Source organism: Rhodococcus sp. IEGM 1341, assembly GCF_030056895.1.
Lineage (GTDB): Bacteria > Actinomycetota > Actinomycetes > Mycobacteriales > Mycobacteriaceae > Rhodococcoides.
In genome coordinates this window covers 787,823-814,442 of record NZ_JASHKV010000001.1, presented here as the reverse complement: position 1 = coordinate 814,442, position 26,620 = coordinate 787,823, and the positions used below count along the sequence as shown (strand labels likewise).

Annotated in this window: 27 protein-coding genes, 1 tRNA gene and 1 pseudogene; 22 read left to right on the top strand and 7 right to left on the bottom strand. The window is 64.0% G+C overall.

Annotation, left to right across the window (positions count from 1 at the left end; genetic code table 11):
• The first annotated feature begins 14 nt into the window (after window positions 1-14).
• The 10 genes from QM615_RS03615 (at window position 15) to QM615_RS03570 (ending at window position 10,049) form a co-directional block, all read left to right on the top strand.
• Window positions 15-674, top strand: a complete 660-nt coding sequence (locus QM615_RS03615) for an alpha/beta hydrolase family protein (RefSeq protein WP_269593557.1) — start codon at window positions 15-17, stop codon at window positions 672-674.
• Window positions 671-1,942 carry an NAD(P)/FAD-dependent oxidoreductase gene (locus QM615_RS03610; protein WP_269593558.1) on the top strand — a complete coding sequence of 424 codons (1,272 nt, stop codon included), beginning with the start codon at window positions 671-673 and terminating at the stop codon, window positions 1,940-1,942. The genes QM615_RS03615 and QM615_RS03610 overlap by 4 nt, the downstream gene beginning before the upstream one ends.
• The gene (locus tag QM615_RS03605; protein ID WP_269593559.1) at window positions 1,933-2,712 is read left to right on the top strand and encodes a DUF1365 domain-containing protein; all 780 of its coding nucleotides are present in this window, start codon (window positions 1,933-1,935) and stop codon (window positions 2,710-2,712) included. The genes QM615_RS03610 and QM615_RS03605 overlap by 10 nt, the downstream gene beginning before the upstream one ends.
• Window positions 2,709-4,022 carry an SAM-dependent methyltransferase gene (locus QM615_RS03600; RefSeq protein ID WP_269593560.1) on the top strand — a complete coding sequence of 438 codons (1,314 nt, stop codon included), beginning with the start codon at window positions 2,709-2,711 and terminating at the stop codon, window positions 4,020-4,022. Before QM615_RS03605 ends, QM615_RS03600 begins: the two co-directional genes overlap by 4 nt.
• Window positions 4,019-5,344: an SAM-dependent methyltransferase gene (locus QM615_RS03595; RefSeq protein WP_269593561.1), complete on the top strand. Its 1,326-nt coding sequence runs from the start codon at window positions 4,019-4,021 to the stop codon at window positions 5,342-5,344. Before QM615_RS03600 ends, QM615_RS03595 begins: the two co-directional genes overlap by 4 nt.
• 56 nt (window positions 5,345-5,400) lie before the next feature.
• Complete coding sequence (locus tag QM615_RS03590) at window positions 5,401-6,132, top strand: DUF1295 domain-containing protein (protein WP_411741275.1); 732 nt, start codon at window positions 5,401-5,403, stop codon at window positions 6,130-6,132.
• Between the two features lie 70 nt (window positions 6,133-6,202).
• The gene (gene pgm, locus QM615_RS03585) at window positions 6,203-7,843 is read left to right on the top strand and encodes a phosphoglucomutase (alpha-D-glucose-1,6-bisphosphate-dependent) (RefSeq protein ID WP_283347004.1); all 1,641 of its coding nucleotides are present in this window, start codon (window positions 6,203-6,205) and stop codon (window positions 7,841-7,843) included.
• Window positions 7,844-7,920: 77 nt separating this feature from the next.
• Complete coding sequence (locus tag QM615_RS03580) at window positions 7,921-9,078, top strand: MFS transporter (RefSeq protein WP_094642463.1); 1,158 nt, start codon at window positions 7,921-7,923, stop codon at window positions 9,076-9,078.
• Between the two features lie 25 nt (window positions 9,079-9,103).
• Window positions 9,104-9,850 carry a DsbA family protein gene (locus QM615_RS03575; RefSeq protein ID WP_283347003.1) on the top strand — a complete coding sequence of 249 codons (747 nt, stop codon included), beginning with the start codon at window positions 9,104-9,106 and terminating at the stop codon, window positions 9,848-9,850.
• Between the two features lie 126 nt (window positions 9,851-9,976).
• A tRNA-Ala gene (locus tag QM615_RS03570) sits at window positions 9,977-10,049 on the top strand.
• 152 nt (window positions 10,050-10,201) lie between these two features.
• Here the strand turns inward: QM615_RS03570 and QM615_RS03565 are convergent.
• A complete protein-coding gene (locus QM615_RS03565) occupies window positions 10,202-10,546 on the bottom strand; it encodes a histone-like nucleoid-structuring protein Lsr2 (protein WP_037190211.1) in 345 nt (114 codons plus the stop codon).
• Window positions 10,547-11,074: 528 nt separating this feature from the next.
• Between QM615_RS03565 and QM615_RS03560 the strand changes: the two genes are divergently transcribed.
• Both QM615_RS03560 and QM615_RS03555 read left to right on the top strand, forming a co-directional pair.
• Window positions 11,075-12,142 (top strand): N-acetylmuramoyl-L-alanine amidase, encoded by a 1,068-nt coding sequence (locus tag QM615_RS03560; protein ID WP_283347002.1) that lies wholly within the window; start codon window positions 11,075-11,077, stop codon window positions 12,140-12,142.
• Between the two features lie 11 nt (window positions 12,143-12,153).
• Window positions 12,154-13,195: pseudogene (locus tag QM615_RS03555) on the top strand (CobW family GTP-binding protein).
• Window positions 13,196-13,199: 4 nt separating this feature from the next.
• On the opposite strand, the gene QM615_RS03550 reads toward QM615_RS03555, so the two are convergent.
• From QM615_RS03550 to QM615_RS03540, 3 genes are read right to left on the bottom strand one after another with little or no spacing between them, the layout of a single operon-like run.
• Window positions 13,200-13,613, bottom strand: a complete 414-nt coding sequence (locus tag QM615_RS03550; RefSeq protein ID WP_269593567.1) for a molybdenum cofactor biosynthesis protein MoaE — start codon at window positions 13,611-13,613, stop codon at window positions 13,200-13,202.
• Window positions 13,606-14,616 carry a bifunctional molybdenum cofactor biosynthesis protein MoaC/MoaB gene (gene moaCB, locus QM615_RS03545; RefSeq protein WP_149405508.1) on the bottom strand — a complete coding sequence of 337 codons (1,011 nt, stop codon included), beginning with the start codon at window positions 14,614-14,616 and terminating at the stop codon, window positions 13,606-13,608. The genes QM615_RS03550 and moaCB overlap by 8 nt, the downstream gene beginning before the upstream one ends.
• The gene (locus QM615_RS03540) at window positions 14,613-15,803 is read right to left on the bottom strand and encodes a molybdopterin molybdotransferase MoeA (protein WP_269593568.1); all 1,191 of its coding nucleotides are present in this window, start codon (window positions 15,801-15,803) and stop codon (window positions 14,613-14,615) included. Before QM615_RS03540 ends, moaCB begins: the two co-directional genes overlap by 4 nt.
• A 147-nt stretch (window positions 15,804-15,950) precedes the next feature.
• Here QM615_RS03540 and moaA point away from each other — a divergent pair, with 147 nt between their 5' ends.
• Both moaA and QM615_RS03530 read left to right on the top strand, forming a co-directional pair.
• A complete protein-coding gene (moaA, locus tag QM615_RS03535) occupies window positions 15,951-17,039 on the top strand; it encodes a GTP 3',8-cyclase MoaA (RefSeq protein ID WP_373455156.1) in 1,089 nt (362 codons plus the stop codon).
• Entirely contained in the window at window positions 17,032-17,286 is a 255-nt protein-coding gene (locus QM615_RS03530) for a ubiquitin family protein (RefSeq protein WP_269593569.1), read from the top strand. The genes moaA and QM615_RS03530 overlap by 8 nt, the downstream gene beginning before the upstream one ends.
• A gap of 33 nt (window positions 17,287-17,319) precedes the next feature.
• Here QM615_RS03530 and nadE read toward each other — a convergent pair whose 3' ends face one another.
• Entirely contained in the window at window positions 17,320-18,165 is an 846-nt protein-coding gene (gene nadE / locus QM615_RS03525; RefSeq protein ID WP_149405511.1) for an NAD(+) synthase, read from the bottom strand.
• A 12-nt stretch (window positions 18,166-18,177) separates the two neighbouring features.
• Here nadE and QM615_RS03520 point away from each other — a divergent pair, with 12 nt between their 5' ends.
• Window positions 18,178-19,008: a fructosamine kinase family protein gene (locus QM615_RS03520; RefSeq protein WP_411741264.1), complete on the top strand. Its 831-nt coding sequence runs from the start codon at window positions 18,178-18,180 to the stop codon at window positions 19,006-19,008.
• Between the two features lie 35 nt (window positions 19,009-19,043).
• On the opposite strand, the gene QM615_RS03515 is transcribed toward QM615_RS03520, so the two are convergent.
• Window positions 19,044-19,643, bottom strand: a complete 600-nt coding sequence (locus QM615_RS03515; protein ID WP_094642277.1) for a TetR/AcrR family transcriptional regulator — start codon at window positions 19,641-19,643, stop codon at window positions 19,044-19,046.
• Window positions 19,644-19,747: 104 nt separating this feature from the next.
• Between QM615_RS03515 and QM615_RS03510 the strand changes: the two genes are divergently transcribed.
• The 7 genes from QM615_RS03510 (at window position 19,748) to nrdF (ending at window position 26,398) form a co-directional block, all read left to right on the top strand.
• Window positions 19,748-20,314, top strand: a complete 567-nt coding sequence (locus QM615_RS03510) for an NAD(P)H-dependent oxidoreductase (RefSeq protein ID WP_149405514.1) — start codon at window positions 19,748-19,750, stop codon at window positions 20,312-20,314.
• 41 nt (window positions 20,315-20,355) lie between these two features.
• The gene (ykgO, locus tag QM615_RS03505; protein ID WP_037189801.1) at window positions 20,356-20,478 is read left to right on the top strand and encodes a type B 50S ribosomal protein L36; all 123 of its coding nucleotides are present in this window, start codon (window positions 20,356-20,358) and stop codon (window positions 20,476-20,478) included.
• A gap of 410 nt (window positions 20,479-20,888) precedes the next feature.
• The gene (locus QM615_RS03500; protein WP_269593570.1) at window positions 20,889-21,122 is read left to right on the top strand and encodes a redoxin NrdH; all 234 of its coding nucleotides are present in this window, start codon (window positions 20,889-20,891) and stop codon (window positions 21,120-21,122) included.
• 24 nt (window positions 21,123-21,146) lie between these two features.
• Window positions 21,147-21,608 (top strand): class Ib ribonucleoside-diphosphate reductase assembly flavoprotein NrdI, encoded by a 462-nt coding sequence (gene nrdI / locus QM615_RS03495; RefSeq protein ID WP_269593571.1) that lies wholly within the window; start codon window positions 21,147-21,149, stop codon window positions 21,606-21,608.
• A 36-nt stretch (window positions 21,609-21,644) separates the two neighbouring features.
• Window positions 21,645-23,810, top strand: coding sequence for a class 1b ribonucleoside-diphosphate reductase subunit alpha (gene nrdE / locus QM615_RS03490; protein WP_068045844.1), 2,166 nt, complete (start codon window positions 21,645-21,647; stop codon window positions 23,808-23,810).
• A 67-nt stretch (window positions 23,811-23,877) separates the two neighbouring features.
• The gene (locus QM615_RS03485) at window positions 23,878-25,272 is read left to right on the top strand and encodes a DUF2252 domain-containing protein (RefSeq protein WP_283347001.1); all 1,395 of its coding nucleotides are present in this window, start codon (window positions 23,878-23,880) and stop codon (window positions 25,270-25,272) included.
• 160 nt (window positions 25,273-25,432) lie between these two features.
• A complete protein-coding gene (gene nrdF, locus QM615_RS03480) occupies window positions 25,433-26,398 on the top strand; it encodes a class 1b ribonucleoside-diphosphate reductase subunit beta (protein ID WP_008717549.1) in 966 nt (321 codons plus the stop codon).
• Between the two features lie 23 nt (window positions 26,399-26,421).
• Here the strand turns inward: nrdF and QM615_RS03475 are convergent, their stop codons facing one another.
• Complete coding sequence (locus QM615_RS03475) at window positions 26,422-26,619, bottom strand: type II toxin-antitoxin system antitoxin (protein ID WP_037189794.1); 198 nt, start codon at window positions 26,617-26,619, stop codon at window positions 26,422-26,424.
• Window position 26,620 lies beyond the last annotated feature (1 nt).

The following is a 26,620-nucleotide window of genomic DNA, read 5'->3' as shown; positions in this document are numbered from 1 at the left end:
GCCGAATAGTGGTCATGAGCAACGAGCCGACTCCAGTTCTGCGGACCGGGAAAAGAGTCTCCGAGCCTGCACTGGTCGTGTTGGTCCTCGGCGGCGGCAAGGACGTGAGCCGGGCGCGCAGTAGGCCCTGGCACCTGGCCGGTCTGCGCATGTGGCCGTTCACGTGGATGCTTCGTCGCGCGGGCCGAGCACGCGGCATTTCGGTCCAACAGCTGCAGTATCGGTTTCGTGGTTGGAACGCCCCCCAGCGGTCTCCGGTCGAGGATGCGCGGTGGGCGCTCGATCGCATACACGCCGAGCACCCCGACGTTCACGTGGCGGTAGTCGGCCATTCGATGGGTGGCCGCACCGCTGCTGCTCTGATCGACGACCCTTTCATCGTGGGTGTCGTCGCGTTGGCTCCGTGGTGGCCGGAGGTTACGGAAGCCGACGGATTCGGCGCGCAGCATGCGTTGCTCGTCGTACACGGGACGGCCGACAAGTGGACCGATCCGCGAACCTCGCGTCGGGCGACCGAGCGAGCAGCATCCCGAGGGGCGGACGCCCGCTACCTCTCCGTTCCGGGTGGGCACTTCATGCTGCGCGATCCGCGGGTCTGGTCGCGGGCGACGCGTGACTTCGTTCTCGGTATCGCTGCCGATGCGCGGGCCGACTGCACGGGCACACCGTCGTGACGCGCCGTCGCATCGCGGTGATCGGCAGCGGTATCGCCGGCCTGACGGCCGCATACGCGCTGTCGAAGAACTCGTCTGTGACGTTGTACGAGGCGGACTCTCGGCTCGGGGGTCACGCGGACACCCATTACGTGGACGGCCCCGACGGTCCTGTCGGCGTCGACACCGGGTTCATCGTGCACAACGACCGGACCTATCCGACTCTGCTGCGCCTGTTCGACGAACTGAACGTCCCGACGCAGGACTCGGACATGAGCATGTCCGTGCGCTGCGACGGGTGCGGACTCGAATACTCGGGCGGCCAGGGCATGCGCGGGATCCTCGCGCAGCGCACCGCGGTGTTCAAGCCACGATTCGTCTCGATGTTGCTCGATGTCAAGCGTTTTCATCGCCTGGCCAACGAACTGCTGGACAGTGCCGAACCGGTGGAGTCCGAGACGACCCTCGCGCAGTTCCTCGCAGATCATTCGTTCTCCGCGTACTTCGAATCCCACTTCATGACGCCGTTGGTGTCCGCGGTGTGGTCGTGCGATCCGGACACTGCTCTCGCCTACCCGGCTCGCTACCTGTTCACGTTTCTCCGCCACCACGGAATGCTCACCGTCACAGGATCTCCCACCTGGCGCACCGTCACCGGCGGGTCCATCGAATACGTTCGCCGAGTTGCGAAGCACATCGACGAGGTGATGCTCGAAACCCCGGTGCGCGCGGTGTACAGGTCCGAGGACTCCGTGCAGATCCGCGACGGCCACGACCGCCTGCGCACGTTCGACGCGGCCGTGATCGCCGTGCATCCCGGTGCCGCGCTGAAGATGCTCGCAGAACCGACGGCGCTCGAGCACAGCATCCTGGGAGCGATGCCGTACTCGACCAATCACACGCAACTGCACACCGATTCGTCGGTGTTGCCGAGGAACACCAGGGCGAGAGCGTCGTGGAACTACCACCTGCCGTCCTGCGCCGCCAGACCCGACCGAGTGCTGGTCAGCTACGACCTGACCAGGTTGCAGCGTCTGGGCGGCACCGATCGCAGAATGCTGGTCACCCTCGGCGGAGCGGATCGCATCGACCCGAATGCGGTACTCGACGAGATGACCTACGAACACCCGCAGTACACCCCCGAATCGGTTGCAGCGCAGCGTCGGCTTCCTGAATTGGACACCGACACAGTGGCCTTCGCCGGTGCATACCATGGCTGGGGATTCCACGAGGACGGTGCATTGTCGGGAGCGCGCGCCGCACAACGGGTGGGGGCCACGTGGCTCTGACATCCGTTCTGCCGACCACCCGCGCACACGGGGCGGCGTTGTATCGCACTCGAATCGACCACGTTCGACGCGCGCCGATCCGAAACGCGTTCTCGTACAAGAGCTACAGCTGGTTCGTCGACCTCGACGCACTCCCCGAATTGCCCCGGATGCTGCGACCGCTGGCCTCGTTCGACGCCCGTGACCATCTCGGTGACCCCGACGCCACCATTCGAGAGAACGTCGACGGGTTCCTGGCGGAGAACGGTATCGACCTGGGCGGCGGACGGATCACGATGTTGGCCAGCGCGCGGGTGTTCGGGCACACGTTCAACCCACTGAGTGTGTACTGGTGTCACGATCGCGACGGAGACCTCCGCTGCGTGGTGGCGGAGGTCCACAACACCTACGGCGAGCGATACCGGTATCTGCTGCACACCGATCATCGCGGCGCGGCCCGCACCTCCAAGGAGTTCTACGTCTCGCCGTTCAACGACGTCGACGGCGAATACTCCATGCGGCTACCCGAGCCGGACGTGGCACTCCGGCTGTCGATCGTCCTCGAACGGCCCGGTCAGCCGCCGTTCGTGGCGACCGTGGACGGCCGACGGCGAGAGGTGACGACGCGGTCGATTCTTCGCACCGCACTCGAGATCCCCTGTGCGCCGCTGCGAGTGGTGATACAGATCCGCTGGCAGGGCATTCGGCTCTGGGCTCGGGGGCTGAAGATCGTGCAGAAACCTGCCCCTCCCGGGGCACGAGAATTCCAGAAGGAAGGGGCCCGCAGATGACAACCGTGTCGAAGGCCGATTCTGTGTCGAACCCGTACCGTGCTTCCGCTGTCGGTCCGCGTCCATCGGTGGATCCGCGGGTCTGGCCTCAGATCGCCCATGTCCCCGGTGGCGTCAAGGTTGCGGCTGCCGCACCCGTCGCCGATTTCCTCTTTCGCCGCGCGGTCGCGCGATTGCAGGTCCGGGTCGCGATGCCCGACGGTGAGGTCATCGGGGCCGGCTCGGCCGATGCACCGTTGATGACCGTCCGTCGACCACACGACTTCGCAGCACGGGTCGGCGACAGCGGACTCATCGGATTCGGTGAGGCATACATGGCCGGAGACTGGGAGGCCGAGGACCTCACTGCTGTGCTCGAGGTCTTCGCCCGGCGCATGGCGTCCCTGATTCCGAAGTCCCTGCAGCGCCTCCGAGGGATCTATGTCCCCAAACCTCCACGGAGCGAGCGGAATACGACCACGAACACGCGATCGAACATCTCGCGCCACTACGACCTGTCGAACGACCTCTTCGAGCTCTTCCTCGACGAGACGATGACCTACTCGAGTGCGTTGTTCGCCGCATCGGGAAGCGACGACGACAGCGAGGAGCTCGCCGATGCTCAGCGCCGGAAGATCGACCGTCTACTGGACCGGGCGGGCGTCGGCGAGGGAACCAGGGTGCTCGAGATCGGCACCGGGTGGGGCGAACTGGCAATCCGCGCGGCTTCGCGAGGAGCAATCGTTCGCTCGGTGACCTTGTCGGTCGAGCAACAGGAATTGGCACAGAAACGATGTGCCGCAGCAGGATACGGTGAACGGGTCCAGATCGACCTACTGGACTACCGGCTCGTCGACGGCGAGTACGACGCGATCGTGTCGGTCGAGATGATCGAGGCCGTCGGGCATCAGTACTGGGCGACGTACTTCGAGACGATCGACGCGCTGCTCGCGCCGGGTGGGCGGGTTGCCCTCCAGGCCATCACGATGCCGCACGACCGAATGCTGGCCACCCGAAACACGTACACCTGGGTACACAAGTACATATTTCCCGGCGGGTTTCTGCCGTCCGTGCGGGCCATCGAGGAGGTGACCGAGCAGAGCACCTCCCTTCGGGTTCGCGAGCGTCTGTCGATGGGTGATCACTACGCGCGCACCCTCGCTCAGTGGGACAGGCGTTTCCGTGAATACCGCAGCGAGGCCGAGGAGCTCGGTTTCGACGAGGTGTTCGCACGAATGTGGCACTTCTACCTGTGCTACTCGGAGGCCGGATTTCGATCCGGGTACCTCGATGTTCAGCAGATCGTGCTCGACCGAAGGGACAACCGATGACCGCCTCGACACTTTCCGTGGACCGGACCGATCGCAGTGTCGGTGTCGCACATCGGATTGCCGAATTGATCGAACCCCTCGTGGGTGGTCCGCTTCCCGTTCGGCTGCAGGCGTGGGACGGATCCGTAGCAGGAGATGCGTCGGCACCGCGAGTGCTGTTGCGGAGCCCGAGTGCCCTTCGTCGATTGCTGTGGAGCCCCGGCGAACTCGGCGCTGCGCAGGCATACGTCACCGGGGAGCTGGACGTCGACGGCGATCTCGCCGCGGCCCTGGATCACGTCTGGGGAGTGGTGCGTGCGCGCCGACTCTCGGCGATCCGACCGGGGCCGGCGTCGCTGGTGCGGTTGGCGAAACTGGCCAAGGACCTCGGAGTGTTCGGTCGCCCACTACCTCCGCCCGTGTCGCAGGCCTCGGTGAAGGGTCGGTTGCATTCGATGCTCCGTGACCGCGCTGCGATCAGCCACCATTACGACCTGTCGAACGACTTCTACGAATTGGTCCTCGATTCGCACATGGCGTACTCGTCGGCGTACTGGACCTCGGATTCGCCGGAGTACACCCTCGACGATGCCCAGCGCGACAAACTCGACCTCGTCTGTCGAAAGATCGGCCTCGACAAGCGTGCAGGGCAACGCTTTCTCGACGTCGGCTGCGGCTGGGGGTCCCTGAGCCTGCACGCCGCTCAGGAGTACGGAGCGCAGGTCGTCGGAGTGACCATCTCGCGCGAACAGAAAGCCTTCATCGACAAGCGAATCGCCGACCGAGGACTGCAGGACAACGTCGAGATTCGAATTCAGGACTATCGAGAGATTCCGGACGGGCCCTTCGACGCGGTGGCGTCGATCGAGATGGGTGAGCATGTGGGGGAGGCCAATTACCCCACCTACACCGCCGCACTGCACTCCAACGTCAAGCCGGGTGGACGCGTGCTGATTCAGCAGATGTCGCGAAGAGAAGGGGACAACCCCGGCGGCGGAGCATTCATCGAATCGTTCATAGCGCCGGACATGTACATGCGCCCGGTCGGGCGGACCGTCGCGATGATCGAGGAGGCAGGACTCGAGGTTCGCGACGTCCACGCTCTTCGGGAGCACTACGTGCGGACCGTCGACGTCTGGACGGAGCGTTTCGAGGCGCGCTTCGAAGATGTGGTGGCGATGGTCGGGGAAGAGGTCGCTCGCGTGTGGCGGCTGTACCTGATCGGCGGCGGAATGGCGTTCCGGGACAACCGGATGGGCGTCGACCAGATTCTGGCGGTTCGGTCCGAGAACGGACCGTCCGAGATGGAACCGGTGCGGCCGGTGTGGGTGTGCCAACGGTGAACTGGTCAGATTTCCTCACCGTATCGCTGGCGAGCCTCGGCGGCACCGCCCTTCTGATGATCGTCACCGCCCTCATCGGCGCGCGCATCGGACGCCACAACGTCGTGGACGTGACGTGGGGCGGCGGGTTCGTTCTGATCGCGCTGATCTCGGCTGCGACCGGAACAGGCGAATTGTGGCGTCGAATACTTCTGCTCGTCCTCGTCGCTGTGTGGGGACTTCGACTTGCAGTGCACGTCTTTCGGCGCTCGCGCGGGCACGGTGAGGATCCGCGCTACACCGAACTGCTCGCCAAGGCCACCGGTAACGAAACCCTGTACGCGCTGCGGAAGATCTACCTGACGCAGGCGATTGCATTGTGGTTCGTGTCCCTGCCGCTGCAGGTATCAGCGGTCGCCCACGGATCCGTTCTGCCGGTGGTCGTACTCGGTGTACTGGTGTGGATTCTCGGATGGACGTTCGAGGCAGTGGGCGATGCGCAGTTGACGGCCTTCAAGGCCGACGCGTCGAACAAGGGCAAGGTCATGGATCGTGGTCTGTGGTCCTGGACGCGGCACCCCAACTACTTCGGCGATTCGGCGGTCTGGTGGGGACTGTTTCTCGTCTCGGCGTCGGCGTGGCCCGGAGTGTTCACGTTGCTGTCGCCCATCGCGATGACGTACTTCCTGGTGTTCGCCACCGGTGCGCGGTTGCTCGAGCGCAGCATGGAAAAGCGTCCGGGATATCGCGAATACCAGCAGCGGACCAGCTATTTCCTCCCACGGCCGCCGAAACGAGCCGGCAAGTAGCTCGCGGGTGGGGCAGCGGCGCTAGGGTTGGTCGAGGATTTCGGTTCGTCGATCAACGAGGAGGCGCATCGTGGCGCACGAGAGAGCTGGAACCACTGCACTGCCGGAGGATCTGGTCGATCTTTCGCAGCTCGTGACGGCGTACTACTCGCGAGTTCCCGACGTGTCGGAACCCAGTCAGCAGGTGGTGTTCGGCACCTCAGGACATCGAGGGTCCAGTCTGGATTCGGCGTTCAACGAGGCGCACATCGTCGCGACGACGCAGGCGATCGTGGAGTACCGCGCGGCACAAGGCATCACCGGGCCGTTGTTCATCGGCCGGGACACCCACGCGTTGTCCGAGCCCGCCTGGACGACGGCTCTGGAAGTGTTGGCAGCCAACGACGTCGACGTCCTGGTCGATTCGGGGGACCGATACACACCGACCCCCGCCGTCAGTCACGCCATACTTCGGTACAACGAATCAGGCCCGTCGGCGCAGGCCGACGGCATCGTGGTGACTCCGTCGCACAATCCGCCCCGGGACGGCGGCTTCAAGTACAACCCTCCGCACGGCGGTCCGGCCGACAGCGATGCCACATCGGTCATCGCCGCTCGAGCGAACGAGCTTCTGCGCGATGGCATTTCGGGCATCAAGCGGGTGACCCTCGCACAGGCGTTCGCGGGGAGCGTCTCGCGCTACGACTTCCTCGGCAACTATGTGGACGACCTGCCGAACGTGCTGGATCTCGACGCCGTTCGCGCGGCCGGGGTGCGCATCGGAGCAGATCCGTTGGGTGGTGCGAGTGTCGATTACTGGGATGCCATCGCCGAGCGGCACAATCTGGACCTGACCGTGGTGAACCCGTTGGTGGACGGCACATTCCGCTTCATGACTCTGGACACCGATGGCAAGATCAGGATGGACTGCTCGTCGCCGAACGCGATGGCGTCGCTCATCGCTGCCCGCGATCGCTTCGACATCTCGACGGGAAACGACGCCGACTCCGATCGGCACGGCATCGTCACTCCCGACGGTGGCCTGATGAATCCCAATCACTTCCTCGCCGTCGCCATCGACTACTTGTTCACGCACCGACCCGATTGGTCACCCACGGCGGCAGTGGGCAAGACGTTGGTGAGCTCGTCGATGATCGACCGGGTCGTCGGAGGTCTCGGTCGCCGACTCCTCGAGGTGCCGGTCGGGTTCAAGTGGTTCGTTCCGGGTCTGCTCGCAGGTGAGCTCGGTTTCGGCGGCGAGGAGAGCGCAGGCGCGTCGTTCCTCCGTCACAACGGCCGAGTCTGGACCACCGACAAGGACGGCATCATCCTCGCGCTGCTGGCGTCCGAGATCACCGCCGTCACCGGGTCCACGCCATCGCAGCGCTACGGCGAGTTCACCGCGAAGTTCGGTAATCCGACGTATGCCCGCGTCGACGCGCCGGCCACCCGCGAGCAGAAGGCCGTTCTCGCCAAGCTCTCACCGAGCCAGATCACCGCCACCGAGCTTGCCGGGGAACCGATCACGGCAACGCTGACCGAGGCTCCGGGTAACGGAGCTGCCCTCGGTGGACTGAAGGTGACGACGGAGAGCGCTTGGTTCGCTGCGCGCCCGTCCGGAACCGAGGACGTGTACAAGATTTATGCGGAGTCGTTCCAAGGCGAGGAGCATCTGGCCCGGGTTCAAGCCGCAGCACGTGAACTGGTGTCGTCCGCACTCGAGAGCTCGTGACCGACTCACCTCCCCCCGATCACGACAGTTCGACGCCCGAGCCGGCGTTCCAACCCGGAGGCAAGCTCCCGCCGGAGATCTGGGTTCTGGTATCCGCGGCGTTCGTCATCGCGCTCGGATTCGGCATCGTCGCGCCCGCTCTGCCACAGTTCGCCCGGGAATTCGGCGTCGGCTACACCGCGGCGTCGGCGGTCATCAGTGCATTCGCTCTCATGCGGTTGCTGTTCGCACCCGCCAGTGGCGCTCTGGTGCAGCGGCTCGGCGAGCGGCCCGTGTATTTGATCGGACTGCTGATCGTTGCGGTGTCCACCGGTGCGTGCGCTCTGGCCCAGACGTACTGGCAGCTGCTGCTCTTTCGCGGACTGGGCGGCATCGGCTCGACGATGTTCTCGGTGTCGGCATTGGGACTGCTGATCAGGATCAGTCCTCCGACCAGTCGTGGCCGTATCTCCGGCCTGTATGCGACCGCCTTCCTGTTGGGAACCATCGGCGGTCCACTCGTCGGCGGCGCGCTCGTCGGATTCGGTCTGCGGGTGCCGTTCGTCATCTACGCCGTGGCTCTCGTGATCGCCGCGGCCGTCGTGTATTTCACCCTGGGCAATTCGGACCTCGTCAAGCCTGAGAAGGGCTCGGCACCGCCGACGATGTCGTTGCTCGCCGCCCTGCGGATTCCGTCGTATCAAGCCGCGCTGGCGTCGAATTTCGCCAACGGGTGGGCAGTGTTCGGTGTCCGGGTGGCCTTGGTGCCGTTGTTCGTCGTCGAGGCGATGCAGCGATCCGAGGTGTTCGTCGGTATCGCGCTGACCGTGTTCGCAGTGGGAAATGCACTGGTGCTCACCACTGCCGGTCGCCTGTCCGATGTGCGCGGTCGCAAGCCCTTCATGGTGGGTGGGTTGGCGGTGTGCGGCCTGGGAACCGTCGTTATGGGCTACGTGCACGATCCCGTGCTGTTTCTCGTGGTGTCGTTGATCGCCGGAATCGGATCGGGACTGATGAGCCCCGCCCAGCAGGCCTCGGTTGCCGACGTGATCGGATCGAAGGCGCGCGGAGGGCCCGTGCTGGCTGCATTCCAGATGGCCTCCGATGTCGGTGCGGTCATCGGCCCGATCGTGGCCGGGATGATCGTCGAGCAGGTCTCGTTCGGTCCGGCTTTCGCGGTGACAGGAGCGCTGCTTCTCCTGGCCGGACTCTGGTGGTCGCGAGTTCCGGACACGCTCGGGCGCGAGCGCACCTGACACACGCAACCGTAGTATTCGCTGTGTGAGCCAGAAGAAGATACCGAGTACGAAACACACACCCGAGGCAACCTCCAACACGATGACGTACGTATTGGGCGGCATCGCATTCGTCGTAGTGGTGATCGTCATCGTGGTGGCGATCATGTGGCAGAGCGGAAGCGACGCTCCCCGCAACGACGGCTACGGAACGGTCAAGAATCCGGCGGTCGAATTGTCGTTGCCGGGTGACGGGGTGGTGCAGCTGTCGCGTCCTGAAGCGCAGCGGGGCATCGATGTCTTCGAGGATCCGATGTGCCCGTTCTGCGGCGACCTCGAGGTGAAACACGGCCAGGAGTTGGCTCAGAAAATCGACGACGGTGTCGTCTCGGTGAATTACCACCTGGTCAATTTCCTGGATCCACAGTCGGCGTCCGGTGACTATTCGACGCGTGCCGTCGCGGCGTCGCACTGCGTGGCAGCGACCGAGAACGCGCGGGTCTACTCGGCATTTCACGCCGGGTTGTTCGACCCGGAATTTCGCCCCGAAGAAGGCGGTGACTCCGACCGAACCGATGCCGAACTCGCCGAACTCGCCGGATCTGCAGGAGCGAGCGAGCTGGCAACGGAGTGCATCACCAGCGGTGCGCAGCGCGACGCAGCAGTAGCGGATGCGAACACCGGACGGGACGCACTGGCGGCGTCGGGTGCCCGGGGAACGCCGGGGGTCCTCGTGGACGGTCAGGTTGTCGACGCGCTCGGTGATTCGGAATGGCTTGCGTCGATCAACTGATCTCGGGCGTCGGTGCGGTCGGTCGTGGAGGATTCGGTACCGGTCGCACCAGGTGATTTGTTGCTGCTGCGGCCGATGGTGTAACTTCGTTCGAGCAACCGCATGAGCGGGAGCACGCAGTAACTCGGGGCTATGGCGCAGCTGGTAGCGCACCACACTGGCAGTGTGGGGGTCAGGGGTTCGAGTCCCCTTAGCTCCACCGAGAAGCAAGCTCCACCGAGTAACAAGCTTCACCAAGATGGTCAATGAAAAAAGCGTCGCCCTCGGGCGACGCTTTTTTCGTGTTTCGGTGTCGAGACCGCCGAATCGGCTTTCGGGTGTCGGACCGGAGCCCGATTCGGCTGTGGTGGCTCAGTGAGCGGCGTCGAATGCCTGCTCGACCTCGGCGGGGATTCTGCCTCGCGCCGAGATGTTGTGGCCGTTCGCCTTGGCCCATTCTCTGATGGCTTTGGTCTGATTGGCGTCGCGCTTGGCACCGGTTGCCGGGGTGCTCGACTTCTTCGTTCGCTTTCCACCGACCTTGGTGGAGTGCTCGATGTAATAGTCGAGCTTGCGGTGAAATTCCTTCGCGTTCTTGTCGCTCAGGTCGATTTCGTAGCTGACTCCGTTGACCGAATAGGTTATGTGTTCGCCACCAGATTCGATCGGTTTTTCGTCGATGTCGTCGACTAGTTGCACATAGACTTTTCTGGCCATGCTGAAGCTCTCCAATGATGCAGGGGATGATGCCGGGATGTCCAGATCGAACTGAAGCGACTATACGGCTGAACAATGTGTTTATCCATGTGGGTCGGGGAATTGTTACTCGACTCGCAGAATTCTCACAATCACCTCGACAGCTCGGGAAACCGACGAGGTGATTGTGAGAAGCATTGTCTCGGCGATCCTGTTCATCGTTATCCGTGAGAAAGACGAACTGTCCGGTTTGAATACGTAGTGCCATCCTCGAGTCGGTTCGAGTTCGATCGAATGCGATCGGCCGGCGCACTCCGCTCCGATGTTTCTGGCAACGAATCGGTCACGAAACGCACTCGTTTCACTAACGAAAAATCACCCGATACGCGTCGACGGCAATATCTGCTTCACTTGAGGCGCAAGTGTCTGTTGTGACGTGTGGTGCCCCGCAATGCGGTGACCCGCTCGGATCAGCGGTGTCCGAGGGTCGAGAAGGGGAGTTGCGCAGCGAGTTCCACCGTTGCGCCAGACGCTATGAAATCTGCACCGATGACCAGATCGGTAGTGACGGCGCTGATGTGCGTCGGGATTCTCGGTGCCGGGGTGCTCGTTTCCGCGCCTGCCATGGCAGCACCGGACGGCACGGCACCCGCCGCAGGCACGGAGTTGTCGGGGAAGACGGTGTTCCTCGATCCGGGTCATCAGGGCACCGCACACTCGGAGAATCTGCAGCGGCAGGTGAACGACGGACGTGGCGGCACCAAGGACTGCCAGACCACCGGCATGACCACCCTGGACGGCGTGCCCGAGCACACGATCAACTGGAAGGTCAGCGAGCTCGTCCGATCGAGCCTCGAAAGTCTGGGTGCGACGGTGAAGACGAGTCGAGCAGACGACACCGGCTGGGGTGGCTGCGTCGACGACAGGGCGAGGGCAGCCAGTGAGTCCGGAGCCGACGTGGCCGTGAGCATCCATGCGGACTCCACGAGTACGACGACCGACACCGACAGGCGCGGGTTCCATCTGATCGTGCCCACTCTGCCGATTCCGAGCGCCGCTGCCGACGCTGCCCAGTCAGAGGGGGGACGTTCGGCGTCGACGCTGATGCGAGACTCCTACGTGCGCGCAGGCTTCGAGCCGGCGAACTACGCGGGGGTCGAGAACGGGATACAGGAGCGATCCGATGTCGCCGGTCCTGCGCTGACCACGGTGCCCCTCGTGTTCGTGGAGATGGGCAACGGATCCAACCCCTACGACGCAGCTCTGTTGGAGAGCTCGGACGGTCAGCTCGAGCATGCGATCGCCATCTCGACGGGGATCATCGACTACCTCCTCGGGGCCGAAACCCCCTCGACCCCAACGGACGCTGCGACCACCCCTGCGGCTGCCCCCGCCGCGACTGCGACCACCGATACCGCCGCGTCTCCGGCAGCACCCAGCGGCGCGGGCCCCGCGGACGAGGGGCGCAGCGCGTTGTCCAGGTTGTTCGAGAGCGTGTCCCCGTACGTGAATGCGTTGGGCGTCGACGGCCTGGAAGCGCTCGCGACCCCGGACAACGTGAGCAGTGTGTCGACGTTCGCTCGAGGCCTGCTGAAGCAGATTCTCGCCGACCGGTAGTCTCGGACGCCGTGGCGCGTCGACGAATTCCGGTGGTGATAGTTGCGGGCTTTCTCGGCGCAGGCAAGACCACCCTGCTGAACCACCTGTTGCGCAATGATTCCGGTATCCGAATAGGTGTTGTGGTCAACGACTTCGGGGCGATCAACATCGACTCGATGCTCGTGGCCGGCCAGGTCGATTCGATGGTCTCGCTCGGCAACGGTTGCATCTGTTGCGCCGTCGACATCAGCGATATGGACGCGATGTTCGACGCCCTCGCACACCGTCGGTCCGCCATCGACGTGATCGTGGTGGAGGCCAGCGGCTTGGCCGAACCCCGCAATCTCATCAGAATGGTCCGGGGCAGCGAGAACGAATTCATCGTCTACGGCGGGCTCGTCGGGGTCGTCGACGCCGTGGAATTCCCGCAGACCCGCGTGCGGCATCCCGAGATCGACCAGCACCTGCAGTTGGCCGACCTGGTGGTGTTGAACAAGTCCGACGCGGTGAGCGAGTCCGAACGCTCCGCGGTGGTGTCGACGGTGCAGTCGGTCGTAGGAGACGTGCCCGTCGTACCCGTGGCCTTCGGTCGCGTCGACCCGCTGCTGCTGTTCGACCGACGCGAGGATCACTCGGTGAATTCGGCAATGGCGGTGCAGCTGTCGTTCGACGAACTACTCCGGGAGAACCACGACCACGACCACGACCGACACCTGCACGCGCAAGTACTCACACACCGAATTCGTCACGGCGGAGCCCGTCGAACCGCGTCGGTTGATCGAGTTTTTGGAGAATCCTTCCGGGAACCTTTATCGCATCAAGGGATTCGTGCATTTCGGCATCGCCGGCTACCCGCAGAAGTTCGTCGTGCACACGGTGGGCCGACACATTCGATTCGAGGCTGCGTCCTGGGCCCGAGGCGAGCCCGAGCAGACCTCACTAGTGCTGATCGGTACCGAACTCGATGCGTCGGCCGTCGAGCAGCGGTTGCGTGCCTGTGTGCGAGGACCGGACGACGTCGCTGACGCCTCCGCCATGCTTCCGGTCCATCGCTACCTCGAGACCGGCTAGTTCCTTAGAGCCCGACCCACTCGGTACGTCCGCCCTCGAATCCCTGACGCTTCCAGATCGGGACCTCGGCCTTGATGCGCTCGACGAGCCTGGCACAGGCCTCGAACGCCTCGGCGCGATGAGCCGAGCCGACGGCCGCTACGAGTGCGAGGTCGCCGACGCGCAGATCGCCGACGCGATGCACTGCGGCCACCGCCAATCCGGTCTCTGCCGATACCTCCGAGCAGCAGCGGCTCAGGAACCGCTCTGCATCGGGGTGGGCGCGGTATTCCAGAGTCTCCACCGCATGTCCGCCGTCGTGATCGCGCACGATTCCACTGAACAGCACGACTGCACCGTGATGCGAATCCTGCACTGCTGCTTCTACTTCGGCAGTGCTCAGCGGTTCGTTCGAGATACGGGCGACGAGCTCACTCATCGTGGGGGCCTCCTCCGGCGATCTGGGCGAGCACATGGTCGAGGAGCGGGTCGAGAACGGAGAGTCCGTCCTTCACGCCACCCGGTGAGCCCGGCAGGTTGACTATCAGTGTGCGTCCGATCAGACCCGAGACGCCGCGGCTGAGCACCGCGTGGGGCGTCGCAGACGTCCCGCGGGTTCGGATGGCATCGGCGATACCCGGCATGTCGATGTCGAGGAGCGCTGCCGTCGCCTCGGGGGTCGCATCGGTGGGGGATACGCCGGTGCCGCCGGTGCTGACGATCAGCGACGGTTCGCCGAGCAGAGCGTCCTGCAGCCCCGCAGCGATCTCGGCATCGGCGTACACCAGTGGGCCCCGCACGGCGAAGCCTCGATCGGTCAACCAGGACGCGATGGTGGGGCCGGTGGTGTCCGGTCGAGTTCCGTTCGCGCCGCCGGTGGAGGCCACCAGTACCGCCGCGGACCGTGAGGACTCGAAGATCGGCGCAGCCGCAGCCTCGGGGGAGACCTCTGCGTCGTCCCGCTGCCAATGTCCGTGCTTGCCGCCGTCTTTGGTGAGCAACCGGACGCCGTTCATGGTGGCACCGGGATCGACGGCCTTGACCATGTCGTGCAGGGTCAGGCCGGCGACGGCGACCGCGGTCAGTGCTTCCATCTCCACCCCGGTGCGTCCGGTGGTGCGGGCGGTGGCCTCGACCGTGATGGACGACTCGGTGAATCCGAACGAGATCTTCACCGAGGAGAGGGCGAGCTGATGGCACAGCGGAATCAGTTCCGACGTGCGCTTCGCTGCCGAGATGCCGGCGATGCGGGCGGTGGCGAGAACGTCGGCCTTGGGCATGTCGTCCGCGCGCACGAGCGCGATGACCTCGGCCGTGGTGACGAATTCACCGGCGGCGACGGCCGTGCGCGAGGTTTCCTTCTTGTGCGCCACATCGACCATGCGGGCGCGGCCCTGATCGTCGAGATGAGACAGCTGGGGTGGCTGGGCGTCGGTGGTCACAGCGGCCACACCTCCACGTCGGTTCCTGCGGCGAGTTCGGTTGTCTCGGAGTCGATATCGATCAGCACATCGGCCCATGCCAGTGCGGCCACCAGGTGGGAGCCGGGGCCGGCGACGAGCTCGACCCGACCGTCGTCGCGTAATCGGCCACGAAGTAGTTGTCTGCGACCGGGCGGTGACACGATCGGTTCGTGCAGGGCCGCGGTGGTCGAGAGGACCGGCGGCAGACCGGCCGCTCGCCGAACGATGTTGCGCGCGAACATGATGTACGAGACGACCGTACTGACGGGATTGCCGGGAAAGCTGAGCACGGGGACGCCGTCGAACATCGTGGTGCCCTGCGGTCCGCCCGGCTGCATTCGAACCGATCCGAAGTTGCCGCCGAGCGGGCGGAGTATGTCCTTGACCACCTCGAAGTCGCCCATCGACACTCCGCCGGAGGTGATGATCAGCTCGGCCGATTCGGCTGCGGCGTCGAGGATCTCGCGAAAGCGGCTCGGCTCGTCGGAACTGCGCGAGACGGAGACCACCTCTGCGCCGCTGGCGCGAAGATGTGCGGCGAGGGTGATGCCGTTCGAGTCGTAGATCTGACCGGGCGTCAGCGTCGAACCGGCGTCGACCAGTTCGGCACCGGTGGTCACCACGGCCACGCGAGGGCGCGAGCGAACGTCCACTTCGCCGAAGCCGACGGCGGCGAGAACGGAGATGTGGCGGGGTTCGAGCACTCGGCCCGACTCGACCAGGATTGTCCCGACGCGTACGTCGCTTCCTTGTTCACGTACGAATTCGCCTGCTGCGCGGCTTCTTTCGATCGTCACGGAACCGGCCGTCGGTACCGAGGTGTCCTCGACGGGGACGATGGTGTCCGCTCCTTCCGGAATGGGGGCACCGGTCATGATCTTGGCGGCGCTGCCCGGCGCGAGAACTGCAGATTCCGTCGGGCCTGCGGCGATGATCGTCGAGACCGGAAGCGTCACCGGGGTCGTCGCCACGGATCGAGAATCCACGGCGTAGCCGTCCATCTGAGAGTTGCGGAACAGTGGCAGATCGACCGGAGATCGGACGTCCTCGAACGAGACGCGGCCCAACGCGGCGTCGAGAGGAATTCGCTGAGCGGTTCGCGCTGTCAGCGCCGCGAGCAGACCCTCGACCGCGGTGGCATGTTCCTCGACCGATACCGCGGTCACCGTGCGGATCCAGTGATCGCGTGCCTCTGCTCAACCGTCATGGGTGCCAATCCTAGGCACGCCGATCCGTCCGCTCGGTGTGGGCTGCGGCATAATGGGTAGACACATCTACGACAGGCGTGATTCCCGACAGAGACGAGGTACGAGGTGACGGTGGACAGTGTCACCTCGCTCGGCATTCCAACGTTCGGCACCACCACGGGTTCTGCGGCAGGCGGGGTGAACTCCGTGTCCGATCGGCCGGACGTGCCACACCTGATCGATCGATTCGGCCGGGTGGCCCGCGACCTGCGTATCTCGATCACCGAAAAATGCTCGCTGCGCTGCACGTACTGCATGCCAGAGGAGGGCCTTCCGGCTATCCCGGCGGCAGCGTTGCTGACGCCGGCCGAGATCGCTCGCGTGGTCTCGGTGTCCGTGCGGCTGCTGGGTATCAGGGATGTGCGTTTCACCGGAGGTGAACCGCTGATGCGCCGCGACCTCGACGACATTCTGCGGTTGTGCCGCGATGCCGCGGAGGGTGTGCCGCTGTCGATGACCACCAACGCCGTCGGTCTCGAACACCGGGCTCGGTCCCTGGCCGATGCCGGGTTGACCCGAGTGAACGTCTCGCTGGATTCCGTCGACCGCGAAGATTTCGCTCGCCTGACCCGACGAGACCGGTTGCCGTCCGTTCTCGCCGGAATCAGGGCAGCGCAGCGAGCCGGGATCGGACCGGTCAAGGTCAATGCCGTTCTGATGCGCGACACACTGTCCGGTGCCGTCGATCTGCTGCGCTGGTGTCTCGACGAGGGGGTGGCACTTCGATTCATCGAGCAGATGCCGCTCGACGCCGATCACGAGTGGGCCCGCGCGAACATGATCGACGCCCAGACCTTGCTCGACGAGCTGTCCACCGAATTCGATCTGCGTGAGGTGGGGCGTGCCGACCCCTCGGCCCCGGCCGAGGAGTGGAGCGTCGACGGCACCGACGCCACCGTCGGCATCATCGCGTCGGTGACACGCTCGTTCTGCGGTGATTGCGACCGCACCAGGATCACTGCAGAAGGAACGATTCGGTCCTGCCTGTTCAGCGACGACGAAACCGATCTGCGGGCCGCTCTGCGCGGCGGTGCCACCGACGAGGAACTGGCAGCGGTATGGCGCGGGGCCATGTGGAACAAGTGGGCGGGACACGGCATCGACGCCGACGGCTTCGTGCCTCCCACCCGCAGCATGGGAGCCATCGGTGGGTGACACCCAGGTGGAGGTGCGGTATTTCGCTGCAGCGGTCGACGCGTCGCACTGCGAGTCCGAGTACCTCACCGTGCCGGTCGGTGCCACCCTCGCAGATCTGAGAGGGCTGATTCTGTCCCGGCACGGCGCGCCGATGGAGCCGATTCTCAGGGTGTCGGCGTACCTGGTGGGAGAAGATCTCACCCGCGATCTGGGGCGCGTGATCGGCGGCAGGGTCGACGTGCTGCCGCCCTTCGCCGGCGGCTGAGCACACCCCGCCGCCGACCCGTGGCTGCCCGATTCAGCTGCTTCTCTTCCACCAATCGTCGAACGGCGTAACGGGCACCGTGCGCTTGTGACGAGTTGCGAGGAACATCTTCTCCAGCTTGTCGGCGACCTCGTCGGTGACGTCCTTGCCCTCCAGGTAGTCGTCGATCTGCTCGTACGTGACACCGAGCGCTTCCTCGTCGGGTAGCGCAGGTCGATCGTCTTCGAGATCTGCGGTGGGAACCTTGCGCCAAGTGCTCTCGGGTGCGCCCAGCTCGCGCAGCAGTGCCGCGCCCTGGCGCTTGCTCAAGCCGGTCAGCGGAGTCAGATCGACGCCGCCGTCACCGAATTTGGTGAAGAAGCCGGTGATCGCCTCGGCGGCATGATCGGTGCCCACGACGACGTAGCCGAGTTCGCCTGCGAGGGCGTACTGCGCCACCATGCGCTGGCGAGCCTTGATGTTGCCGCGGACGAAGTCTCGGATTCCGGCACTACCGAGTGCTTCCGCCGTCGCGGCCGCTGCGGCGTCGGCGGCGTCCTTGATGTTCACCGTCACCGTGCGGTCGGGATCGATGAACTTCAGCGCGATCGAGGCGTCGTCCTCGTCGGCCTGCACGCCGTAGGGGAGGCGAACGGCGACGAACTCGGCCTCGTGTCCGTCCGCTCGGAGCTCCGTCGCAGCCTGTTGGGCGAGCTTGCCGGTGAGCGTGCTGTCCTGTCCGCCACTGATGCCGAGCACGAACCCCGAGGCAGGCGTCGACGCCAGGTAGTCCTTGAGGAAGTCGACTCGCCTGCGGACCTCCGTGATCGGGTCGATGGTCGACTGCACGGCCAGCTCGCGCATGATCCCCGTGCGCAATTCCGAGTTGATGTGTCCCATCACGTCATCCTAATGACGAATGCCGGGGCAGATCTCGCGCCGTGCGTAGTGTCGGTGGTCGTGAGTGGAACCTCCGATACCTTCGTCAAGCGAAACCCCCAGGCACACCCCGACTTCTACGCCGCCGAGGCCACCGGGCTCGGGTGGCTCGGCGAGGCCGGGGCCCCGGTCGTCGGGGTCGTCGGGCACGGCCGGGCGTACATCGAACTCGAGCGGCTGGTTGCAACCCGTCCCAGGCCGGCCGCAGCCGAACGATTCGGGCGCGCGCTGGCCGCGACACACTCGGCCGGAGCCGCCGGGTTCGGTGCGCCACCCGAGGATGCCGACGGCGTCGCCTTCTCGGGTCAGCTGTTCATCGGATCCCGGCCCATGAGCAGTACGGTGCACCGATCCTGGGGAGCCTTCTACGCGGCCGAACGAGTGTTGCCGTTTCTCCGAATCGCGGTCGACGCCGGAACCGTGACGTCGGGGGAGGCGTCGATCGTCGAATCGGCGTGTGGACGCATCGCGGACGGCGACTTCGACGATGCAGAGCCGCCGAGTCGTATTCACGGCGATCTCTGGAACGGCAACGTGTTCTGGACCGACGCGGGAGTGGTGCTGATCGATCCGGCGGCGCACGGTGGGCACCGCGAAACCGATCTGGCGATGCTGGCGCTGTTCGGTTGCCCCCACCTCGACGTCGTCGTCGGCGGCTACGAGACGGTGCAGCCGTTGCGAGCAGGGTGGCGCGAACGCACAACACTGCATCAGCTGCATCCACTCGCCGTTCACGCAGCCGGTCACGGCCGCTCGTACGGCACCGCGCTGCACGCGGCGGCCGCCGCCGTCGTCCGTCTTTGAGCGCAGGACCTTCCGAGTGCGAGTTGCCCCGATGGCTATCGGACTCGAGTTGCCCTGCGTACCAAGTCTTCCCAACCGTCGGCAAGGCGATCCATCGGCATTCCCAGATCGCGGTACTGATGGAGGACCAGGGTGGCTTCGAGTGGTGTGAGCAGCCAGTACGCGAGCAATTCGAGATCCCCGTCCACCTCGGCGGCGCGGAGCAGCGACAGCACATGGGTGAAGTTGACCATGTGCGCCGGGGCGGAATACCGCGCGTCGTCGGCGCTCTCCGCGGCGCGGAGCACTTCCCCTTGAACGTTGACGAATTCCAGTCGCGCTCGGCCGAAGGCGACGAGACGATCGATCGGGTCGGCTCCCGGGCCCAGCGGCGGATCGCCGAACATGAACGAGTGTTGCAGTTTCTTCTCGGTGTGGTCGAGCAACGCACGCATCAGCCCGGCCCGGTTCCCGAAGCGACGGAACACGGTGCCCTTGCCCACTCCGGCCTTGGTGGCCACCGCGTCCATGGTGATGGCGTCGGCTCCGACGGCCGCCACCAGATCCGTTGCGGCATCGAGGAGAAGGCGACGGTTGCGGGCTGCGTCGCACCGTTCGGAGTCCTCGCCCGCTATGGGCAGCATGGGGCCGGTCACAGAGGAAGCCTACCTTGCCGGGAACATAAATGGACCACGGTCCGTTTGGATGGTAGGAATTGACACGACGATCACGTCATCCGAACTCGCGAAGGAATAACCTCATGTCAGACGCTCATGTACTCGTTCTCGTCGGAAGCTTGCGCGCCGAGTCGGTGAACAAGCGGATCGCCGAGACTGCTGTCACCGTGGCACCCGCCGGTGCCGAGGTAGTGGTCTACGACGGACTCGGAGATGTCCCCTTCTACAACGAGGACATCGACGTCGAGGGATCGGTGCCCGAGGGCGCACTCGCTCTGCGGGCCGCTGCCGAGAAGGCCACGGCGTTGTTGCTGGTCACGCCCGAATACAACGGCACCATTCCGGCCGTGCTGAAGAACGCCATCGACTGGCTTTCGCGCCCCTACGGTGCGGGTGCCATGGTGGGCAAGCCGGTCGTCGTCATCAGCGCTTCCCCCAGTGGCAACGGAGCCAAGTGGGCGCACGAGGACACCAGCAAGGCCGTCCGCATCGCCGGCGGAACGGTTCTCGAGGATGTTCGGCTCTCCATCGGTGGCACCGTCGACAAGTTCGGCTCGGCCCACCCGCGTGAGAACGCCGAGGTCTCCGGTGAGATCGGCCACGTCGTTGCCGAACTGGTGAAGGCCGCCGACGAACTCGTGAGTGCGTGACCCGTTCGGTTATGAGAATCGTTTTCATGTAGGGTTGCTGCATGAAGGTGAGAAACTCTTTGAAATCGCTCAAGAACAAGCCCGGCGCACAGGTGGTGCGACGCCGTGGCACGGTGTTCGTGATCAACAAGAAGGAACCGCGGTTCAAGGCGCGCCAGCGCTGACCACTGCGTGATCGCCGAAGGGCCCTCGGAGAAGTTCGAGGGCCCTTCGGCGTGTCGTGGGGAGGGTCGGCGGTTCTCGGTACACGTCATGGACCCGGCCCGGTCTCCCTGTGACGAACAACATGCGCGCGATGTGACGTGCGACACGCCGATGTCCTCCGATTCTTGCGGCTTCACAACGCCGTGACCAGCGAATACCAAGCATGTTGTTCGCAACATCTCGTGTTCTAGGCAGATGTCGGACACTAGGTGTAGTGTTTGACCAACCGAGAGACCACAACTCGAAGAGCCTGCACACATGGGTTCGAGCAGGTCGAAGTCGCCCTGAGCGGGAGATGTTCTCGGTGCCACACGCAGAGCACATCGGTCGCGTCGGTTCACCCGATGGCGACAACGGAAAGAGGGACACCATGAGCATCACCGTTTACACCAAGCCCGCCTGCGTTCAGTGCAATGCCACCTATCGCGCCCTCGACAAGGCCGGTATCGAGTACTCCGTCATCGACATCTCGCAGGACCCCGAAGCGCGCGACTACGTCATGGCTCTCGGTTACCTGCAGGCTCCGGTCGTCGTTGCCGGTGACGATCACTGGTCCGGCTTCCGTCCGGACCGCATCAAGAGCATTGCAGCGAACGCTGCTTGAACAGAACGAGGAAGTGAGTGAGCGGTGAGTTTCCAACCGCAGTCCTCCCACTCACTGGTCTATTTCTCCAGCGCGTCCGAGAACACTCATCGCTTCGTCTCGAAGCTGGACATTCCCGCGACTCGCATTCCATTACGTGATCCGGACGGCACCTTTCGTGTCGACACTCCCTACGTCCTCATCGTGCCGACGTACGGGGGAGGGGTCACGTACTCCGGGCGCGACACCAACTACGTCCCCAAGCGTGTGATCAAGTTTCTCAACGACAAGCACAATCGGTCGTTGATCCGAGCTGTCATCGCTGCCGGAAACACGAACTTCGGTGACTCGTTCTGCTTCGCAGGAGATGTCATTTCGCAGAAGTGCGCAGTTCCGTATCTCTACCGATTCGAATTGATGGGCACCCCCGAGGACGTAGTGCGGGTCCGCGAGGGGCTGGAGGACTTCTGGGAACGTGAAGTCCGACGCGCCGCCCACACGCACTAGAGCACCACACACCACATACCCAGTAGGAGCATCGCCGTGGCACCGACCATCACCGACGCAGGACCCGTACCCAGCACCGTCCGCGGCGACGGCGACATGGACTACCACGCGCTCAACGCGATGCTCAATCTGTACGGGCCCAACGGTGAGATCCAGTTCGAGAAGGATCGCGAGGCTGCCAATCAGTACTTCCTGCAGCACGTCAATCAGAACACCGTGTTCTTCCACGATCTGGACGAGAAGCTGGACTACCTCGTCGAGGAGAACTACTACGAGCCCGAGGTTCTGGACCAGTACTCTCGCGAGTTCGTGAAGTTCCTGATCAACCACGCGTACTCGAAGAAGTTCCGGTTCCCCACGTTCCTCGGGGCGTTCAAGTACTACACCTCGTACACGCTCAAGACGTTCGACGGCAAGCGTTACCTCGAGCGGTTCGAGGACCGGGTGTGCATGGTGGCGCTGACGCTGGCCGCAGGCGACGAGGCCCTGGCCACCGATCTGGTCGACGAGATCATCGCAGGCCGCTTCCAGCCCGCGACGCCCACCTTCCTCAACTCCGGCAAGAAGCAGCGCGGCGAGCCCGTCTCGTGCTTCCTGCTGCGTATCGAGGACAACATGGAGTCCATCGGTCGCTCCATCAACTCGGCCCTGCAGCTGTCCAAGCGTGGTGGCGGAGTTGCGTTGCTGCTGAGCAACATTCGCGAGGCCGGTGCGCCCATCAAGCGCATCGAGAATCAGTCCTCGGGTGTCATCCCGATCATGAAGCTGCTCGAGGATTCGTTCTCCTATGCCAACCAGCTGGGTGCGCGTCAGGGCGCGGGCGCGGTCTACCTGCATGCTCACCACCCCGACGTCTACAAGTTTCTCGACACCAAGCGTGAGAACGCGGACGAGAAGATCAGGATCAAGACGCTCTCGCTCGGAATCGTCATCCCGGACATCACGTTCGAGCTGGCCAAGAAGAACGAGGACATGTACCTGTTCTCGCCGTACGACGTCGAGCGCATCTACGGAGTTCCGTTCGCAGACATCGACGTCTCCGAGAAGTACTACGAGATGGTCGACGACAAGCGGATCCGCAAGACCAAGATCAAGTCGCGCGAGTTCTTTCAGACTCTCGCCGAGTTGCAGTTCGAGTCCGGTTACCCGTACATCATGTACGAGGACACCGTCAATCGCGCGAACCCGGTGAAGGGCAAGATCACTCACTCCAACCTGTGCTCGGAGATCCTTCAGGTCTCGACGCCGTCCACGTTCAACGACGACCTTTCGTACAGTCATGTCGGCAAGGACATCTCGTGCAACCTCGGTTCGCTGAACATCGCCAAGACGATGGACTCGCCCGATTTCGGTAAGACCATCGCCGTGGCCATTCGCGGACTCACCGCAGTGTCCGATCAGACGCACATCTTCTCCGTGCCGTCGATCGAGCAGGGCAACAACGATTCTCACGCAATCGGCCTCGGGCAGATGAATCTGCACGGCTACCTAGCACGGGAGCGCATTCACTACGGCTCGACCGAGGGCATCGACTTCACCAACATCTACTTCTACACGGTGCTGTTCCACGCTCTCCAGGCATCGAATCAGCTGGCCAAGGCTCGTGGGCAGTACTTCAAGGGGTTCCCGGACTCCAAGTACGCGTCGGGTGAATTCTTCGACAAGTACACCGATCAGGTCTGGGAGCCGGCCACACCCAAGGTCGCGAAGTTGTTCGCCGATGCGGGCGTATCCGTTCCCACTCAGGCGGATTGGACGACGTTGAAGGCGTCGGTGCAGGAGTACGGGATCTACAACCAGAATCTGCAAGCCGTCCCGCCGACCGGTTCCATCTCGTACATCAACAACTCCACCTCGTCGATTCACCCGGTGGCGTCGAAGATCGAGATTCGCAAGGAAGGCAAGATCGGCCGCGTCTACTATCCGGCACCGTATCTCGACAACGACAACCTGGATTTCTACCAGGACGCGTACGAGATCGGGTACGAGAAGATCATCGACACCTACGCTGCCGCAACGCAACACGTCGATCAGGGCCTGTCTCTGACGCTGTTCTTCAAGGACACGGCCACCACTCGTGACATCAACCGCGCGCAGATCTACGCATGGCGTAAGGGCATCAAGACGCTCTACTACATCCGCCTGCGCCAGTTGGCCCTCGAAGGCACCGAGGTGGAGGGTTGCGTGTCCTGCATGCTGTAGTCGACTCGGTCGGTCGGCCTGTGGCGAATACCGCGATATCGCGGTGCGCCGCGGAGCATAATCAGGCATGGACACCGAAGCGGGCGACGAGGTCGAATCCGATATCGATGTGACAATTGCTCGGAAGGACGCACGTCCTTCCGAGCAATTGTCGCGTGGTCGACACGCCCGACGGCGTGTACCTCGCAGCGGGTTGGGCGAGTGGGATCCAGCCTCACGTGGCCATGATGCGCTCGAAACGGTGCTGGCACAGAACACCATTCGGGTGCCGGAGCTACTCCCGATCCGCTACGCCCGCATGTCCGCGTCGCCGTGGACCTACTTCCGTGGGGCCGCGGCCGTGATGGCGGCCGATCTCGCGTCGACTCCGCACACCGGCATCGAGGTCCAGTTGTGTGGCGATGCCCACGTGTTGAACTTCGGATTGTGGGCCACCCCCGAACGGAACCTGTACTTCGATCTCCGCGACTTCGACGAAACGCTGCCGGGCCCGTTCGAGTGGGATCTCCAGAGGCTGGCGACGTCTCTGGTGGTTCTCGGTCGCGAGAACGGGGTCGATGCGCGGCGCTCCGATCGGGCGGTCGCAGCGATGACAGCAGCGTACTGCAGAAAGATGAGGGCGTACGCGAAGACCCCGGAGATCGACATCTGGTACGACCGCATCGACGTCGCGGGTTTGCTCGGTCACTTCTCGTCGGGCATCGCCCGCCACGCCGAGAAACTCATCGAAACGAAAGCCGAGCGTCGTACCAGCCGTGGAGCGTCCCGCAAGTTCACCGAGACGAGGGACGGGCGTCGACGAATTCGCGAGGACCCGCCTTTTCGCACCCACGTGGGTGATTCCCAGATCGAACTGGTGCAGGCGGTCATCGCCGGTTACAGCGAGTCGGTGGACGACCATATCTGGAGTCTGCTGTCCAGGTTCCGAGTTCTCGACGTCGTTCGGCAGGTGGTCGGCGTCGGGAGCGTAGGGATGCGGGTGTATCTGGCGCTGCTGGAAGAACGGCGGACGGGCGATCCGTTCTTCCTGCAGATCAAGCAGGCGGGGCCGTCGGTGTTCGAGCGGTTTCTCGAACCGAGCAGGTACGACAATCACGGTGCGCGCGTGGTCAGCGGACAGCGAATGCTGCAGAGTGCCACCGATATGTTCGTGGGATGGACTGCAGTGGGGGACATGAACTTCTACGTTCGGCAGTTCCGTGACATGAAGGTCATTCCCGACGGCGAGATCATCGGGCCGTACCTCACCGAATTCGCAACCGCATGCGGTGAGGTGCTCGCACGAGCGCACGCCCGAAGTGGTGACGCGGAGGCGATCGCCGACTACCTCGGACGAGGAGACAAGGTCGATCGGGCGATGGTGGCTTTCGCCCACGCCTACGCCGATCAGAACGAGCGCGATCACGCGCAGTTGGTCGAGGCCATCGAAGCCGGAACCGTCCCGTGCTCGGTGGGGTGGTGACCGACCGAAGCAGGCGTAGGGGTCGTCTCTGCGGGCAACACTCGCGGCACACTTTGTAGTGCCTACCGGACTTGTCGGACACAACGGGTAGTGTTCGTGTCAGCGACTTTTCACGCAGTTCCGTCCCAGTTCTCGCTCATCGACCTGTAGGTAGGCACCCATGGTAAAGCTCATCGATCGCGTCTCCGCGATCAACTGGAATCGGGTCCAGGACGACAAGGACTCCGAAGTGTGGGAGCGCCTCACCAGTAATTTCTGGCTGCCGGAGAAGGTGCCGGTGTCCAACGACATTCCGTCGTGGGCAACGCTGACCGCCGTCGAGAAGCAGTTGACGATGCGTGTGTTCACCGGATTGACACTGCTCGACACCATTCAGGGCACCGTCGGCGCTGTCAGCCTCATTCCTGATGCCATCACTCCCCACGAGGAGGCGGTGTACACCAACATCGCGTTCATGGAGTCGGTGCACGCCAAGAGCTACAGTTCCATCTTCTCCACCCTCAGCTCCACCCGCGACATCGACGACGCATTCCGCTGGTCCGAGGAGAATGTCAACCTCCAGCGCAAGGCCGAGATCGTCCTGAACTTCTACCACGGTGACGATCCGCTCAAGCGCAAGGTCGCGTCGACGCTGCTCGAATCGTTCCTGTTCTACTCCGGCTTCTACCTGCCGATGTACTGGTCCTCACGGGCCAAGCTCACCAACACCGCGGACCTGATCCGTCTGATCATCCGCGACGAGGCCGTGCACGGGTACTACATCGGGTACAAGTACCAGAAGGGTCTCGAGAAGGTCAGCGAGGCGCAGCGCGAGGAACTCAAGAACTACACCTTCGAGTTGCTGTTCGAGTTGTACGACAACGAGGTCGAGTACACCCAGGACCTCTACGACGAGATCGGCCTGACCGAGGACGTCAAGAAGTTCCTGCGCTACAACGCCAACAAAGCACTGAACAATCTCGGCTACGAGGGCCTGTTCCCCAAGGACGAGACGGACGTCAACCCGGCGATTCTGTCGGCGCTCTCACCCAACGCCGACGAGAACCATGACTTCTTCTCCGGTTCGGGTTCCTCGTACGTCATCGGCAAGGCCGTCAACACCGAAGACGAGGACTGGGACTTCTGAGCCCGTTCGCCACGCCGGGACGCTCACGAATTCGGTGGGCGTCCCGGCGGGCGAATGTCCTCGGCGTCCTTGGGCATTCGGCCCTTCTCGCTCAGAGCGCGGCGCAATAGGAACTCGATCTGAGCATTGGTGCTCCGCAACTCGTCGGAGGCCCAACGGGCGAGAGCGTCGTGCACCGCTGGGTCCAACCGCAGCAGAATCTTCTTACGCTCGACGGCCATG

What these genes read in the sequence shown, in the direction of transcription:
- QM615_RS03550 (WP_269593567.1), bottom strand. Translation starts at nt 13,613, where the DNA reads ATGAGTGAGCTCGTCGCCCGTATCTCGAACGAACCGCTGAGCACTGCC.
- QM615_RS03560 (WP_283347002.1), top strand. Translation starts at nt 11,075, where the DNA reads ATGACCAGATCGGTAGTGACGGCGCTGATGTGCGTCGGGATTCTCGGT.
- QM615_RS03615 (WP_269593557.1), top strand. Translation starts at nt 15, where the DNA reads ATGAGCAACGAGCCGACTCCAGTTCTGCGGACCGGGAAAAGAGTCTCC.
- QM615_RS03565 (WP_037190211.1), bottom strand. Translation starts at nt 10,546, where the DNA reads ATGGCCAGAAAAGTCTATGTGCAACTAGTCGACGACATCGACGAAAAA.
- QM615_RS03485 (WP_283347001.1), top strand. Translation starts at nt 23,878, where the DNA reads ATGGACACCGAAGCGGGCGACGAGGTCGAATCCGATATCGATGTGACA.
- QM615_RS03475 (WP_037189794.1), bottom strand. Translation starts at nt 26,619, where the DNA reads ATGGCCGTCGAGCGTAAGAAGATTCTGCTGCGGTTGGACCCAGCGGTG.
- nadE (WP_149405511.1), bottom strand. Translation starts at nt 18,165, where the DNA reads ATGGGACACATCAACTCGGAATTGCGCACGGGGATCATGCGCGAGCTG.
- QM615_RS03510 (WP_149405514.1), top strand. Translation starts at nt 19,748, where the DNA reads ATGTCAGACGCTCATGTACTCGTTCTCGTCGGAAGCTTGCGCGCCGAG.
- QM615_RS03500 (WP_269593570.1), top strand. Translation starts at nt 20,889, where the DNA reads ATGAGCATCACCGTTTACACCAAGCCCGCCTGCGTTCAGTGCAATGCC.
- nrdF (WP_008717549.1), top strand. Translation starts at nt 25,433, where the DNA reads ATGGTAAAGCTCATCGATCGCGTCTCCGCGATCAACTGGAATCGGGTC.
- ykgO (WP_037189801.1), top strand. Translation starts at nt 20,356, where the DNA reads ATGAAGGTGAGAAACTCTTTGAAATCGCTCAAGAACAAGCCCGGCGCA.
- QM615_RS03590 (WP_411741275.1), top strand. Translation starts at nt 5,401, where the DNA reads ATGATCGTCACCGCCCTCATCGGCGCGCGCATCGGACGCCACAACGTC.
- QM615_RS03600 (WP_269593560.1), top strand. Translation starts at nt 2,709, where the DNA reads ATGACAACCGTGTCGAAGGCCGATTCTGTGTCGAACCCGTACCGTGCT.
- QM615_RS03595 (WP_269593561.1), top strand. Translation starts at nt 4,019, where the DNA reads ATGACCGCCTCGACACTTTCCGTGGACCGGACCGATCGCAGTGTCGGT.
- QM615_RS03520 (WP_411741264.1), top strand. Translation starts at nt 18,178, where the DNA reads ATGACGAATGCCGGGGCAGATCTCGCGCCGTGCGTAGTGTCGGTGGTC.